The organism is Mesorhizobium sp. G2-6-1, from assembly GCF_055809095.1.
In genome coordinates this window covers 2,500,878-2,516,159 of sequence record NZ_CM147896.1, presented here as the reverse complement: position 1 = coordinate 2,516,159, position 15,282 = coordinate 2,500,878, and the positions used below count along the sequence as shown (strand labels likewise).

13 protein-coding genes and 3 pseudogenes are annotated in these 15,282 nt (G+C 55.9%); all 16 read left to right on the top strand.

The window, feature by feature from the left end:
- Window position 1 precedes the first annotated feature (1 nt).
- On the top strand, window positions 2-1,000 hold the full coding sequence (locus AC0L7S_RS12100; protein ID WP_473471189.1) for a flagellin N-terminal helical domain-containing protein: 999 nt from the start codon (window positions 2-4) through the stop codon (window positions 998-1,000).
- A 309-nt stretch (window positions 1,001-1,309) separates the two neighbouring features.
- Complete coding sequence (locus AC0L7S_RS12095) at window positions 1,310-2,296, top strand: flagellin N-terminal helical domain-containing protein (RefSeq protein ID WP_473471187.1); 987 nt, start codon at window positions 1,310-1,312, stop codon at window positions 2,294-2,296.
- Window positions 2,297-2,419: 123 nt separating this feature from the next.
- Window positions 2,420-4,077: pseudogene (fliF, locus tag AC0L7S_RS12090) on the top strand (flagellar basal-body MS-ring/collar protein FliF).
- Between the two features lie 8 nt (window positions 4,078-4,085).
- On the top strand, window positions 4,086-4,700 hold the full coding sequence (locus AC0L7S_RS12085) for a hypothetical protein (RefSeq protein ID WP_473471185.1): 615 nt from the start codon (window positions 4,086-4,088) through the stop codon (window positions 4,698-4,700).
- Window positions 4,697-6,019, top strand: a complete 1,323-nt coding sequence (locus tag AC0L7S_RS12080; protein ID WP_473471183.1) for a MotB family protein — start codon at window positions 4,697-4,699, stop codon at window positions 6,017-6,019. The genes AC0L7S_RS12085 and AC0L7S_RS12080 overlap by 4 nt, the downstream gene beginning before the upstream one ends.
- Complete coding sequence (locus AC0L7S_RS12075; protein WP_473471181.1) at window positions 6,016-7,386, top strand: chemotaxis protein MotC; 1,371 nt, start codon at window positions 6,016-6,018, stop codon at window positions 7,384-7,386. The genes AC0L7S_RS12080 and AC0L7S_RS12075 overlap by 4 nt, the downstream gene beginning before the upstream one ends.
- Complete coding sequence (locus tag AC0L7S_RS12070; RefSeq protein ID WP_473471180.1) at window positions 7,383-8,426, top strand: hypothetical protein; 1,044 nt, start codon at window positions 7,383-7,385, stop codon at window positions 8,424-8,426. Before AC0L7S_RS12075 ends, AC0L7S_RS12070 begins: the two co-directional genes overlap by 4 nt.
- Window positions 8,416-8,781 carry a hypothetical protein gene (locus AC0L7S_RS12065; protein WP_473474280.1) on the top strand — a complete coding sequence of 122 codons (366 nt, stop codon included), beginning with the start codon at window positions 8,416-8,418 and terminating at the stop codon, window positions 8,779-8,781. Before AC0L7S_RS12070 ends, AC0L7S_RS12065 begins: the two co-directional genes overlap by 11 nt.
- Window positions 8,735-9,301: a transglycosylase SLT domain-containing protein gene (locus tag AC0L7S_RS12060; RefSeq protein WP_473474279.1), complete on the top strand. Its 567-nt coding sequence runs from the start codon at window positions 8,735-8,737 to the stop codon at window positions 9,299-9,301. Before AC0L7S_RS12065 ends, AC0L7S_RS12060 begins: the two co-directional genes overlap by 47 nt.
- A 208-nt stretch (window positions 9,302-9,509) precedes the next feature.
- Window positions 9,510-10,177 (top strand): annotated as a pseudogene (locus tag AC0L7S_RS12055) (response regulator transcription factor).
- A 95-nt stretch (window positions 10,178-10,272) separates the two neighbouring features.
- Window positions 10,273-11,529 carry a flagellar hook protein FlgE gene (locus AC0L7S_RS12050; protein ID WP_473471178.1) on the top strand — a complete coding sequence of 419 codons (1,257 nt, stop codon included), beginning with the start codon at window positions 10,273-10,275 and terminating at the stop codon, window positions 11,527-11,529.
- A 30-nt stretch (window positions 11,530-11,559) separates the two neighbouring features.
- Window positions 11,560-13,010, top strand: a pseudogene (gene flgK, locus AC0L7S_RS12045) (flagellar hook-associated protein FlgK).
- Window positions 13,011-13,012: 2 nt separating this feature from the next.
- Window positions 13,013-14,062, top strand: a complete 1,050-nt coding sequence (locus AC0L7S_RS12040; protein ID WP_473471176.1) for a flagellar hook-associated family protein — start codon at window positions 13,013-13,015, stop codon at window positions 14,060-14,062.
- A 14-nt stretch (window positions 14,063-14,076) separates the two neighbouring features.
- Window positions 14,077-14,424: a flagellar biosynthesis regulator FlaF gene (gene flaF, locus AC0L7S_RS12035; protein ID WP_473471174.1), complete on the top strand. Its 348-nt coding sequence runs from the start codon at window positions 14,077-14,079 to the stop codon at window positions 14,422-14,424.
- Entirely contained in the window at window positions 14,421-14,861 is a 441-nt protein-coding gene (gene flbT, locus AC0L7S_RS12030; RefSeq protein WP_473471173.1) for a flagellar biosynthesis repressor FlbT, read from the top strand. The genes flaF and flbT overlap by 4 nt, the downstream gene beginning before the upstream one ends.
- Before the next feature lie 2 nt (window positions 14,862-14,863).
- Complete coding sequence (flgD, locus tag AC0L7S_RS12025; protein ID WP_473471171.1) at window positions 14,864-15,268, top strand: flagellar hook assembly protein FlgD; 405 nt, start codon at window positions 14,864-14,866, stop codon at window positions 15,266-15,268.
- Window positions 15,269-15,282: the final 14 nt, after the last annotated feature.

The window sequence follows — 15,282 nt, the reverse complement described above, 5'->3', positions numbered from 1 at the left end:
CATGTCCAGTATCATGACAAACGCTTCGGCGTTGACCGCCCTGCAGAGCCTGAACTCAACCAACAAGGCACTCGAAACCACCCAATCCCGCATTTCCACAGGCTATCGCGTCGCCACCGCCAGCGACAACGCCGCCTACTGGTCAATCGCCACAACGATGCGTTCGGACAACAAGGCGCTGTCGACAGTTTCCGACGCCCTCGGTCTAGGCGCTTCCAAGGTTGATACCGCCTATACCGGCATGAATAAGGCCATCGATACCGTCAACGAGATCAAGGTCAAGCTGGTTGCCGCCAACGGCGCATCCGACTCAGACAAGGCAAAGATCAACATCGAAATCAAGGCGCTGCAGGGTCAGTTGAAAAGCTACTCCGACTCGGCAACGTTCTCCGGCGCCAACTGGCTGTCGACCGACACCACGTCGGGCACGTCTGCTGCCGGTACGTTCGATGACGTCAAGATCGTTGCATCTTACACCCGTAATTCGGCCGGCGCGGTTTCGCTTGGGACCATCGACGTCAAGGTTCAGGACATCAAGCTTTACGACGCGGGTCAAACCGACGAAACGGACGCTGGTATCCTCGACGGCACCCGCGACAAGAGCGGTGGACGAGCAGCGGCACAGGTCGCAACGCTTGGCGCGGCTTCTGCAGCCGGCGATACCTATAAAATATCGACCATGACTTTGACGGACGGAACACTTTACGCCAGTGACAGCCAGATCACTGACATGCTGGGTTCAGTCGAAGGCGCACTCAAGGACATGACGACCGCCGCGACCAATCTTGGCGCGTCCAAGACCCGCATCGATGGCCAAAAGGAATTCACGCAGAGCCTGATGGACTCCATCGACCGTGGTGTTGGCCAGCTTGTCGACGCAGACATGAACAAGGAATCGACCCGCTTGCAGGCCCTTCAGGTCCAGCAGCAGCTCGGCATCCAGGCTCTGTCAATCGCCAACAGCGGTTCGCAGTCGATCCTGTCGCTCTTCCGCGGCTAATTCACGCCGCCAGCCAAGGCTGGCAGCTCAATTCATATCAGGGCCGCGCTTCATTGAAGCGCGGCCCTTTTGCATTAGAGCATCGCGTCCAAAGGGATTCATGCAGCGCGCTTGAAGCCATTGTTTTCATGCATGTCGTTGTCCCAAAACCGCTATACACTTTTGGGCGGCATGCATTCGATTTCAGCCAACTTCGCCACTCTCCTTAATCGGTTATTAACCATGAGGTCCTATCTATGGTTAACCAATCGTCTCTGTTGGCGCGTCTGTGCGCGATTCCGCAGATAGTATCAGGAAGGGGTGGTACCAGTGGCAAGCATTATGACCAACGCATCTGCTATGACTGCGCTGCAGAGCTTAAGCGCGACCAACAAGCAGCTGGATATGACGCAATCGCGCATTTCGACAGGTTATCGCGTTGCCGAAGCCGCGGACAACGCAGCCTACTGGTCGATCGCCACAACGATGCGTTCCGACAATCAGGCCATGTCTACGGTCAAGGATGCCCTTGGTCTCGGCGCCTCGAAAGTCGACACCGCCTACACGGCTATGAACAAGGCCATTGAAACCATCAACGAAATCAAGGTCAAAGTCGTTGCTGCCAATGGCGCGTCCGGCTCGGACAAAGACAAGATCGACGTTGAATTGAAAGCCCTGCAGGCCCAGCTGAAAAATTACGCGGACGGCGCGACATTTTCGGGAGCCAACTGGCTAGGTGTAGACTCCAGTGCTGCGGCTGTCCCCGGCACCTATGATGACGTCAGCATCGTTGCCGCATACAACCGCAATTCCGCCGGTTCGGTCACGCTCGGGACTATCGACATCAAGGTACAAAGCATCAAGCTTTACGACGCGGGCCTGACCAGCGGCCTCGATGCAGGCATCCTCGACGCCGACCGTCTCGCCACGGGCGCACGTACCGCCACAGCCCAGGACCCGACACTCGGTGCAGCTTCGGCGGCTGGCGATACCTATCGGATTTCAACAATCACGGTCAAAGGCGCAAGCGACACGCAGCTTACAGACATGCTGGGCTCAGTCGAAGGCGCTCTCAAGGACATGACGGACGCTGCAACGGTCCTCGGCGCGGCCAAGAAGCAGATCGACAATCAGATGTCATTCACCAGCAATTTGATGGACTCCATCGACCGCGGCGTCGGTCAGCTCGTCGATGCTGACATGAGCAAGGAATCGACCCGTCTGCAGGCGCTTCAAGTGCAACAGCAGCTTGGCATCCAATCCTTGTCAATTGCCAATGCGAACTCGCAAAACATCCTTTCGCTCTTCAAAGGCTGACCCTCGGGTTCAAACACCTCATATTCATTGAGTGGGCCGCGCCAAAAGCGCGGCCCATTTCATTTTCGCACAAGCTTCAAGCGCTAGTCTTGCGACGGGCAATCATTTGGGAGCCGACAAGCAGTGCCGGAACAGATTCAAGCTATCGTCAACAATCTCCAGGCATTTGGAGGCAAGCGCCTGGCCATTTTGGCTGCCATCGCCGCGTCCGTCATGACCATAATCGCGGTCGCATCAATCTATCTCAACCGCCCGGCCTACGAGACGCTTTATGTTGGCCTCGAGCGGTCCGACGTCAATCAGATCGGCATGGTGCTTGGCGAAGCGGGACTAAAGTTCGATGTCGGATCAGACGGAACGAGTGTTCTGGTGGCTGCCGGCACGGCTGCGCAGGCACGTATGCTTCTGGCCGAAAAAGGTCTGCCAACCAGCGCCAACGCAGGCTATGAACTGTTCGACAATGTCGGGTCGCTCGGCCTCACCTCGTTCATGCAGCAAATTACCCGCGTACGTGCGCTTGAAGGTGAAATCGCCCGAACCATACAATCTCTTTCCGGTATCAAGGCAGCGCGCGTCCACATCGTCATGTCCGAACGCGCCAATTTTCGCCGCGACGAGCAACAGCCTTCTGCCTCGGTCGTAATCCGCTTTTCCGGGCTCAACAGCGAAAAGACAGCAATGTCGATCCGCCAACTCGTCGCCGCCGCAGTACCGGGCCTTTCTTCGGATAAGGTCACGGTACTTGATACTGCGGGCAACCTTCTTGCATCGGGTGATGATCCATCAAACACCAGCGCCGTGCGCACGCTCGGTGTGGAACAAACCGTCGAAGGACAGATAGAGGATAACATTCGCCGCGCACTGACGCCTTATCTCGGGGCGGATAATTTCCGCGCCAGCGTCAAGGCAGATGTCAACACCGATAGCCGCCAGACTGAAGAAACCATTTTCGACCCGAATTCGCGCGTCGAGCGGTCAGTACAAACCGTGCGCAACAACGAAAACAGCAGCCAGAAGCAAGCATCGACACCCGCCAGTGTCGAGCAAAATCTGCCCGAAGCCCAAACACCGGGCACCGAAGGTCCACAATCAACCTCGCAAAATGACCGTAAGGAAGAAATCACCAATTACGAGATCAATTCGAAGAAGATCGCCACCGTATCCAACGGATATTCCGTCACCAGAATGTCAATTGCGGTGGTTGTTAACCAGCAGCGGCTGGCAACAATTTTGGGCAAGGATGCGACGCCTGACCAAATAGCAGCACGGGTCGCCGAAATTCAGAAAATGGTGTCCTCGGCAGCAGGGTTCAGCGAAAAGCGCGGCGATGTGATTGACGTCTCGGCCGTAGAATTCATCGACGGCCTTGACGGTGAACAGATCGCGCAGCCTGGAATGATGGACGCAATCGGCCAGTACACCGGCTCGCTCATCAATGCGGGTGCATTTATCGTGGTTGTGTTCCTCGTCGCGTTTTTTGGATTGCGTCCGATGGCTGCAGCACTCGCACCCCGCCCTGCAGCCGTAGCTGGACCAAGTTTCGCCGAAGTTCAACAATCCCTGCCCACTCCAAACCCGGCGAATACGGGGGTGCCTCTGCACCACCGCCTGCCGCATTGGCAAATGATTCGGGCAGCGCAACAGGTCCCGCCCCGCTTGATGATCTGCGCCACAAACTTCGTCCAGCTCCGCAGGAGCGGCTAACCCGCATGGTCGATCTTAATGAAGAGCGTACCGCACAAATCTTGCGCAAATGGGCGGCGCAGGAAGCAGCCGGGTGATGTCTGCAATGGCATTATTCGACTTACTGCCCGATTTCGCTGCTAGCAAAGGCCGCATTGAGGCAGGTTGTGCCCCTTCAGTTCCGAAACAGGGATCTCAAATCGCACCACAAGCCGATATTTCCGTCCTTATAGCTGAGGCTGTCACAGAGGCGGAAGTTGCATTGGAAAAACGTTTGACCTCGGCGCATAAAGCCGAAATCGAGGCCGTGCACCAAGCCAATGCCGATGAAGCAAAAGCTTTCATGGAGACGCTTGGCACCGATATCGGAAAAGCGATTACAGCGCGATTGGAAACCGCACAGACGGAAATCGTCGGGATCATCGGAACTGCTACCGCGCGAACCATGGGCGGTGTGCTGAGCACCGAACTGCAAGCACGTTCTTTGGCAGCACTTGAACGCGTGGTTGCCGAAGCCATGACGGATTCGGAGGCCATTCGGGTTCGCGTTCAGGGCCCGTTGTCATTATTTGAGCCTTTGAAAACCGCGCTGGGTACACGCGCCGAACATCTTGAATTCATCGAAGCTCCCGGCTTCGATCTCACTGTTGCGGTCAACGACGTCGTGTTCGAAACACGTATGACAGAATGGTCAACCGCCTTGACGGAAATCCTGTCATGAGCATGGCCGAGGCCGCCGAGCCAAAACAGGAAATCATCATCGTTCGCCGTGGTCATGGCGACGGAGAAGACGGTCATCACGGCGGCGCATGGAAGATTGCCTTCGCCGACTTCATGACTGCGATGATGGCATTTTTCCTGGTCATGTGGCTGGTCAACGCGGCCAACGAGCAGACCAAAGCCGCGGTCGCAAGCTATTTCAATCCGATCAAACTGATTGATCGAAATGCAAGCCGCAAGGGGCTTGAAGACCTTGGCGATGGTCCCGCCGCGCCTGATTTTACCGGCGAAGCTCCGCAACAGGAAACCAGCAAGAGCGGTCAGGATGGTTCAGGCAGCCCCGGTTCATCGAAAAAGCAGGATCAGGAAGAACAAGCCCAGGTTCAAACCCATCCGGCAGATGAACGCCTTTTCGCCGACCCTTACGCCGTGCTTGCCGAGATCGCCAACGAAACAGGCACCATGCAAAATGTCAGTGAAAAAGGCGACGGCGGTGCCCAGACCTCCGGGCCATCCACAGGCGCTGAAGGTGGCCAATCCTATCGCGACCCCTTCGCCCCAGATTTCTGGTCACAGCAAATCGCAACACCGGGCGCCGAAGCCAGCGCCGCTAGGGCGAAAATTGAAGGAGAGCCAGTCAAGCCCGGCGACAAGGTCGCCGACATCGCAAGACCCGCCGTCAAAGCGGAGCCTCCGGTACCATCCCCTGAAAAAGCGCAATCAGGCCAATTGAATGGTGCCTCGAATGAGATAGCACTCGCAGCCAGCAAGAGCAGCAATCAGGATAAGTCGGATAAAGAAGCGAAAATAAGCGAACCACTCCACTCCAAGAAAGTGGAGAAAGGGCCAACTGCGGAAACCATCAAGCAAACCGCCGCTATGAAAAAACAACTCGCGGCGGCCTTCAAATCCGGCGAAAAGGTTGCCTCTGGCATCTCGGTGGAGGCCACCGACAAAGGAGTGGTCATTTCGATTACCGACCAACTCGATTTCGGCATGTTTGAAATCGGTTCGGCCTTGCCACGCCACGATCTGGTTCTGGCCATGGATAAGATCGGCCGCGTTATAAACAGTCAGAAGGGTTCCATCGTCATCCAGGGTCATACAGACGCGCGCCCGTTCCGAAGCAAGGACTATGACAATTGGCGTCTCTCGACCGCGCGTGCGCATGCCGCCTATTACATGCTGGTTCGAGGTGGCGTCGACGAACGTCGCATCACCGAGGTCGCAGGTTTCGCCGACAGGCACCTGAAAGACAAAGCGCACCCGTTATCAGCAGTAAACCGGCGCATCGAGATATTGCTGGAAACTGACGGATGATGTTATCTGTCCGCATTCTCCCCAAAATGCCGCAAATCGCGGCTGCCGTAGTCGCCACCTTGCTGGCTTCCACTGCCGCATGGAGCGAAGACGGCCTCCAGCCTTACCAATTGGTTCGATCCTTGCAACTGGTTCAGGATCGCCTCGCATCAGGCGATCACGCGGCCCTTCCCATGCAGGGCAAACTGCTTGAGATGATCGATCGTCGTCTTCGTGAGGCTGGGCCCGAGGATTTCGAGGAACCGAAAAATTTCCGTGCATTACTGGTGTACGGAATGAGCGGTGGCAATCCGCTCACTATCGCTACTGCCAGTGCACGTATCAAGCTTGATGACACCAACAAGACCCTCACCGAAGGCGTGATCGACTATCTCGAAGGCCACCCCGGGCCGGCAATCGAAGCACTGAAATCCATAGACCCGATGGCGCTGCCAGTTGATCTTGGAGCCTTCGTCGCACTTGTAAAAGGCTCACTCCTGGCCACGGAAGATCCGGCTCAAGCATTGACCTTGCTTGACAAGGCGCGACTGCTCAGCCCCGGCACATTGGTCGAGGAAGCAGCATTGCGTCGTTCGGTCGCCATCGCGGCTGCAACAGGAAATGCCGCACGTTTTGCGCTTGCATCCACGCAATATGTCGAGCGCTATCTCTATTCGCCCTACGCCAGTCAATTTGCGGACTCTTTCGTGAACGGCGTTGTCGCCTTGCATATGGCCATCAGCCGCGAAAAGATCGCAGACATTACCGCCATGATGGACCCGGAACGGGAAAAGGTCATCTACCTTCGCATCGCGCGTAGTGCCGCCATCGACGGATATACCGACCTTTCAAGCTTTGCCTCCGAAAAGGCCGAGCATGGCGGCGACAAAACGCCCGGCAATGATGACCCGCGCGCCTTGCTATATGCCAGCCTTTCGACTGTCACCTCCGAAACTGTAGCGGATGCGCACGACAAATTGCGCAAGATAGATCCCAGCCGTCTTTCAGAACGTGACCGCGCCCTGCTTGACGCCGCGCGTGCTGTCATCAGTGAAGTCGTCACGCTTCCCCAAGACATTTCACAAAGCCCTACCCCATCACCCAAACCGGTAGCAGCGCCACAGACCGCCCAGCAATCGGATCAGACAAACATCACGCCTCAGGCCTCCGCCTTTGACGATCCTGAGCTGCCGTTGGTCGAAGGCATCATGGAAAAACCGCAAGCTGCGCCACAACAGATATCGACGGCGCAAGACACAACCCAAGCGCCGGACATGGCCAAAACAATCACACCCATCGACACGAACGACCCGACTGACGAAGCAATCGCCAAATCACGCCGCACACTCGCCAAGATAGACCAATTGCTTGGAGCCGCTCCGCAATGACAGTCAACGCCAGCCAACCCGTCCCGGCATCATTGTCTCCCCGTTCAGGTTCCGGCAGCGGATCGACGAAAGATAGCGGCCAAGCAAATTCCTTCGATGACATCCTGCAAGGAAGCAAAGGTCGATCGACCACAACGAAAATGGCAGCACCCAAACATGCAAGCCCAGATGGCGCAAAACAAAACTACGACCAGCTCGCCAATGCGACGAACAGTGAAGACATTGAAGAAACTGCTCACACATCGGACCGACTGAAAGTTGTGACCAAGGGCATCAATGGCGATTCGACCGAAATGGACGCCGATGATGGTGGCAACGCAAAAATCCGAAAGCCCACGCCGCGCGCAGATCACGTCCTCGCAGGCCATGATCTCTTGCCAATGCTGATAAAACTTTCCAGCATCAGCCAAAAGCCCGCCATGAACGAACAGGGCAAGGCTGCGAGTGACATGCCCGACGCGGCCTCGCAGCAAAACAAATCCGCAGTCTTGCCAGACGAAGATACACGTCTTCCCCTCACGAGTTTGACCAGCGAGGAAGCTGACAGCACGTCGTCCACTAACCTGACTGATAACCTGATGAAGAAGATTAAGGGGCAAGACAAAGCTGACATTCAAACGGCAGGGTCACGCCGAGGTCAATTCGGCATGGTTCACGCCTCGCAACATGTGCTGAACTCCGAAGGCAAAGTTCCAAACCAGCAAATGGATGACCTGCAACCCGAAAAAGCCATGCTCGACAAAGTCGACGAAAATGGAAAGAACGCCAAAAACACCAACGCAGACAGGCATGCTTCTCACACTGAACGCGTCACCATTGTCGCACACCAGTCGTTTCCTGCACCGGCAGCGCAACTACCGAACCAAACGAGTGCCAGTCTGGTCAGCGCGCTTGCCTCCAAAATTGGTTCAAATCAGGCACTTGTTGGCAACGGCGCACCACCAACATCGCCACTGTTTGTTGCAACAGCGACACATATGTTGAAGATCAGAACTTCATCCGGCCGAGTTGGGGGTCGTGAATGTGAACATGCGCCTTAGTAATTCACAACTCTCGATTGAAATTAAGCCCGAATCCCATGAAGCTCACAGACGTCTTTCTTCCGATACCGAGACGATCACGCGGTCGCTGCGCGATCTCGGTTTCGATGTTGGCAAGATAACAGTACTACAACCCTCTGTTGCAGCTACGGCAGCAGCGCGACCGGACGCCGGTGGCTTCACCAATGCATCGTTCGGGCGTGATCAGCAATCATTCCAATCTGGAAATTCAGGTAGTCAAAGCGATGGATCCAGCGGTCAACAATCAGGTAGGAACCGCAACAATGATGGTGAAAATTCCCGGCGCGATGGCGCAGCGATTCGCACCATTACTCGCAGCGATCTGTTTATCTAGCATCATTATTGGCCCGGCAATTGCCTCCACAAATCCATGCGAGAGTGAGATTTTGCGCGCCGCCGATCGCTACGGCATTCCAGCCGGAATTCTTTATGCCGTAGGCCTATCGGAGACTGGAAAAAAAGGAAGTTTACAACCTAATGCCTTGAATATAGAAGGAAAAGCATATTTTCCCGCAACCCGGAGCGATGCTCTGGCGATCGTCAAAAAAGCCCGCGAACAGGGAAAGAAATTGATCGACCTCGGCTGCATGCAGATCAATCACTACTACCATGCCTCACATTTTCGCAGCGTCAATGACATGCTCGACCCGCATCAGAATGTCGACTATGCAGCGCGATTTCTGGCCGCCCTTCATGCCCGCCATGAGACATGGTCAATGGCCGTCGCGCGCTACCACGCTGGACCCAATAATAATCCCGCCCAGAAAATCTACGTCTGCCGCGTCATCTCCAACATGGTCGCCGTCGGCTTCGGAAAATGGACCCGGAACGCGCGTTCGTTTTGCAACCCATAAGATGCATTCGTCGCTCATTGAAAACGCTCGGATAGCGTGACACAGCTCGATATTCGGATCGCTCAGAGAGCCCTGAAATGGCAGCTCTACAACCGGCGCAATTTCTGACTCCCAAGAAACTAGCTACAAGAATTGACGGTTGTTCAGGATTCCAGCCTGCGACTACCCCTATCCCTCAGGGGCAATTGAAATGATTCGGGGGCGGCCGATGATCGTAATCGTTGACGAACGTGAGCTTGTAACAGAAGGCTACAACTCACTTTTTGACCGTGAAGGTGTGGCTTGTGCCGGCTTCGCGCCCGGCGAATTTGGCGAATGGGTTTCGTGCGCGGCTGAGGATGATTTGAAGGCTGTCAGGGCTTTCCTGATTGGCGATTGTCGCGAGGGAAGCATTTCGCCGCGCCAGATCAGAGGGCGCACAGGTGCTCCGGTTATCGCCCTCAGCGAACAGAACTCGCTTGAAAATACGCTCAGGCTTTTGATTCCGGCGTCGACGATGTCATCCGCAAGCCGGTGCATATCCGCGAAATCCTTGCCCGCATCACAGCAATTCGCCGCCGGGCTCAAGACGACGCCAACTACGCTGAAATCGGCCCCTTGCGCATATTTACAGATGGCCGTGACCCGGAGATCAACGGCCAGTCGTTGCCTTTGCCACGTCGTGAACGGCGCATTCTGGAATTTCTGGCTGGCAACCGTGGCCGGCGCGTCACCAAGACCCAGGTTTTCAACGCCATCTACGGCATATTCGATGAGGAAGTCGAAGAAAACGTCGTTGAAAGCCACATTAGCAAGCTTCGCAAGAAGCTCCGCGAGAAGCTCGGAAGCGATCCAATCGATTCCAAACGATTCCTCGGTTATCGGCTGGCACTTTGATGCTTCCGGCAAGGAGCGCGCGACACCGCCAGCTTCGCGCAAGACAGATTGATTACCCTCACCACCACCCTTGTGGAATTTGAGGAGACGCTTCGATGAGCCTATATGGAATGATGCGGACCGGCGTTTCCGGCATGGCAGCACAGGCCAACCGCCTGTCGACGACAGCCGACAACATCGCCAATGCCGACACGACCGGCTACAAGCGTTCCTCGGCCGAATTTTCCACCCTCATCATGCCCAATACGGGCGGCAGCTACAATTCCGGCGGCGTGACCACATCCGTCAGGAATTCGATCAACGCACAAGGCGTCCTGCAATACACCACCTCGGTCTCCGATCTTGCCGTCGATGGCGGTGGCTTCTTCGTTGTCCAAGACCCGGGCGGCACGCCTTATATGACCCGTGCTGGTGCATTCGTACCCAACGGTGACGGCCAGTTGGTCAATTCCGCAGGCTATCAATTGATGGCCTACAGCTATGAAAACGGAACACCGGCAGCCACAGTAAACGGCTTCGACGGGCTCGAACCCGTCTCCATTTCCGATAGCGAAATGACAGCAACACCAAGTTCTCAGGGCTACTACACCGGCAACCTGCCGAGCGGCGCGACCGCTGTCGCACCAGCTGACCTGCCATCCACAAATAGCCCGACTGCCCAATACACAAACAAATCCTCGATTGTCGCTTATGACAATCTTGGCAATAAAGTGCTGCTCGACGTCTACTTCACAAACACTGGCACCGGCACATGGGACGTATCCGTGTTCGATCAGGCGCAGGCAACGCCTGGAACATCTTTTCCCTATGGCAGCGGTCCGCTCGGTACGTCAAACCTGACATTCGACATGACCACGGGCAAACTCACCGGTGCAGTCGACAGCGTCGCGCTGACAGTTCCCAACGGTGCCGCCTTCAATCTCGATCTTTCCAAGCTTAGCCAACTTGGCACCGGCTTTTCGGTTTCCGGTGCAGCAACTGACGGCAACGCGCCAAGCGCCATCGATAAGGTCCAGATCAGCCAGGACGGTACGATTTACGCAATGTATCAGGACGGCTCCACCAAGGCGCTCTACAAGATACCGCTGGCCAATGTTCAAAGCCCCGACAAGCTCAGCGTGATGGCGGGTAATATTTATGCGCAAGGTAGCGATTCAGGTGCCGTCACTATTGGCTTTGCCAACGAAGGGAAACTGGGAAGCATTGTCTCCGGTGCCCTTGAAAACTCCAATGTCGATATAGCCGAGGAATTGACCAATATGATCGCTTCCCAGCGCAGCTATACCGCCAATTCCAAAGTCTTCCAGACTGGTTCCGACCTTATGGACGTTCTCGTCAACCTGAAGAGATAATGAACGGCCTTCGCGCCGCGAAAGTGTAGCATGTCGCTATCATCCGCATTGAGCATTGCCCAGTCTGCGCTTCTGACAACTTCGCGCCAGACCAGTATTGTCTCACGAAATGTGTCGGATGCCTCGAACCCTGACTATTCGCGCCGCACGGCAGTTGTCGTCAGCACCGCACCCGGCGCGCGCTCGGTAGACATACAACGTTCCACCAATGAGCAACTTTTCCGTCAAAACATGGCAGCATTGTCGGCATGGAGCGGACAGAGCACCATGTCCGGCGGCATGGACAGGCTCCAACTTGCCGTAAACGGTGTCGACAATGCCGATTCGGCCTCAACCGCAATCGGCAAGCTGCAACAGGCATTGCAGCTTTATGCGACATCGCCGTCCAACCAGAATGTTGGGGCCAGCGTCATCGATGCAGCTCGCCAGGTGATGCAATCGCTCAACAATGGCACAGACGCAATACAAGGCTTCCGCACCGACATTGATAGCCAGGTATCTACGGCAGTTGGCCAGCTCAACGATTTGCTCGGTCAGTTTCATGATGCCAACACAGCGATTATTTCGGGCACACGCTCGGGAACCGACGTGTCTGATGCGCTGGACAAGCGCGATGCACTGTTGAAGAAAATCTCGGAATATGTGCCCATTTCCACGTTCACGCGTGGTGACAATGATATGGTCATCACCACCACGGATGGCACAACGCTTTTTGAAACCATCCCACGTTCTGTGAGTTTCACACCCTCCCCGGCTACGCTCCCGGCGTAACCGGCAACACGGTCTACATCGACAATGTCGCGGTCTCACCGGGGTCTGGTAATTCTGATGCCAGCGGTAAACTGGCAGGCCTGCTACAACTTCGTGATGGTGTCGCCAACACCATGCAGAGCCAGCTCGACGAAATCTCACGCGGCCTGATCACCGCATTTTCAGAAACCGCACCTGCCCAGCCCGACGCAACCGGTCTCTTTACCTGGTCTGGTGCGCCCGCAGTGCCTGCCAGCGGCACGCTGGTCAATGGACTGGCCGGCCAGATCAGCATCAACGCCGCGATGGACCCGAGTGCCGGTGGCAATGCGGCGCTCCTGCGCGACGGTGGCGCAAACGGCGCTGCCTATGTTGCCAATCCGACCGGGGGTGCATCCTACGCTGATCTCCTGATCTCCTATGGTGATCGTCTTGATGCGCCGATGGGTTTCAGCCCTGCCGCCGGGATTTCCGCGACATCCAGCGTCACGACCTATTCTTCGAATTCGATTGGCTGGTTCGAAGGTGTGCGCCAGCAGACTTCCAACGCCGCCGATACAAAAGAAGCACTCGCAACACGCTCCGCAGAGGCATTATCCAACGAAACCGGCGTCAACATCGATATGGAAATGTCGCTGATGCTCGATCTTGAACACACCTACCAGGCTTCCGCCCGGATGTTGAGTACAGTCGATCAAATGCTGAATACATTGCTTGAGGCGGTTCGATAGCCATGAAAGCCGTATCCGTTTCATCCGCCGCCGTTTCAAATGCCATGCGCTATTCCCAGACGCGCATGCAGGTCGATCTGGTCAAGGCCCAGAAAGAGATGAACACCGGCAAGGTCGCGGATACTGGCCTGGCACTTGGCACCAACACCTCGCAATCCGTCAATTTTCACCGCGATCTCGACCGTCTGAACAGCATCGTCGATTCCAATGCGCTCGTCACTTCGCGCCTGTCCACCACCCAGGCCGCGCTTGGCCAGATGACCGGAGCGGCGCAAGACCTTCTCTCCAGCCTCACGACCGCCGCTTCGGGCGATATGTCGAACTCCATAACGTCCGATAGTGGCAAGGCTGCGCTGCAATCGCTGACCACGATCCTCAATACCAGCGTTAATGGTGAGTATCTGTTTGCCGGCACCAACACTGACGTCAAGCCGGTCGACAATTTCTTTGCTCCCGGCTCTCCGGCCAAAACCGCCTTCGACGCGGCCTTCGTCACGCGCTTCGGTTTTACGCAAAACGACCCCGCTGCCGCCAATATTTCCGCAGCAGACATCAACGATTTTCTCACAAACGATGTCGAGCCGCAATTTCTTGGCGCGGGCTGGCAAGCCAACTGGTCGAGCGCGACGGACCAGCAGATCGTCAGCCGGATATCGCTCAACGAAACCACCCAGTCCTCCGTCAGCGCAAACAATGACGGCACCCGAAAATTCACGATGGCGGCAACGATTGTCAGCGACCTGTTTTCAAGCAATCTCGGTCAGGAGGCAAAGCAGGCCGTTGCCGCGCGGGCACTTTCCCTCACGGGAGAAGCGATCGGCGACCTCGGTCAACTACAGGCGCAAACCGGGATAGTACAAAAGCGCGTTGAAGATGCCAGCGACAGAATGAGCACGCAGGTTGACCTGTTTGAACGGCATATCATCGATCTCGAGAGTGTGGACCCCTATGAGGCGGCCAACCGTGTCAACGATTTGGTGACACACATACAGACGTCCTTTGCGCTTACTGCGCGCATCCAGCAACTCAGCCTGTTGAACTATCTGACCTGACGATCGGAACAGCGATGTATCAATTCTCCTATGCCGACATACAGACTGACTCCGTTGCCGATGCAAAGGATCGCGAACGCCAGCTTATCACCCGCTCCATCGATTTGCTGACAGCGGCCGCAGCTGTCGGACATGAAACGCAGGAAGCTATCGAAGCGCTGCATTTCACCAATCGCGTGTGGACGACATTTGTCGAAGATCTCGGCTCCAGTGAAAATGCTTTGCCAAAAGAGCTTCGCGCCAATCTGATCTCGATCGGATTATGGGTATTGCGCGAAGCCGAGGATATCCGCCAGGGGCGCACCGACAACTTCGAGGGCATCATCGAAGTCTCGCAAATCATACGGGACGGTATTCAATGAACAATACATTCAAGCTTTCGCTAAAGCCGAATGAAAAAATCTATCTGAACGGTGCGGTCATCCGCGTCGACCGCAAGGTGACAGTGGAACTTCTCAACGATGTGCAATTCCTGCTCGAAAGCCATGTGCTGCAACCTGAAGAGGCGTCCACGCCACTCAGGCAGCTCTATTTCATATTGCAGATCATCCTCATGACGCCCGAAGGTGCAAGCGAAGCACGCGAAATGTTTCGCCGCTCCCTGCCGCTGATGCTAGCAAGCTTCAAGGACGAACACATCTGCAACACACTCAAGCAGGTCGACCGCATGGTCAGCGAGGACCATGTATTCGAGGCATTGAAGGCTATTCGCTCGCTCTATCCGTTGGAACAGAGTGTCCTTCAAGGCGATGACAACAATATGGGCATGGATCGCCCGATAGCCGTGGGAGCGCGCTGACCATGAATGTAGACATGACCACGACAATACCGGCTGGGGCCAATCAGACCACGGCCAAGTCGAAGACATCCGTCGATTACAACTCGTTCCTGAAACTCATGATTGCCCAGATGAAGAACCAGGACCCCACAAAGCCGATGGATTCGACGCAGTATGTGTCGCAACTCGCAACCTTCTCCCAGGTCGAGCAGACGGTTCAAACCAACACCAAACTCGACCAGATTTTGCAATCTTCGGCACTTGCACAAGCCGATTCGCTGATCGGACACTCACTAACGTCCGCCGACGGAGGAACGACCGGCACCGTCAAGGAGGTTCGTCTGGCAACTGGCGGTCTTATCGCGGTGTTGCAAGATGGCAGCGAAGTGACTGTGGGGCCGGGCGTCACAGTCAAAGACGCCAGTTGAATTTTGTGACCGCA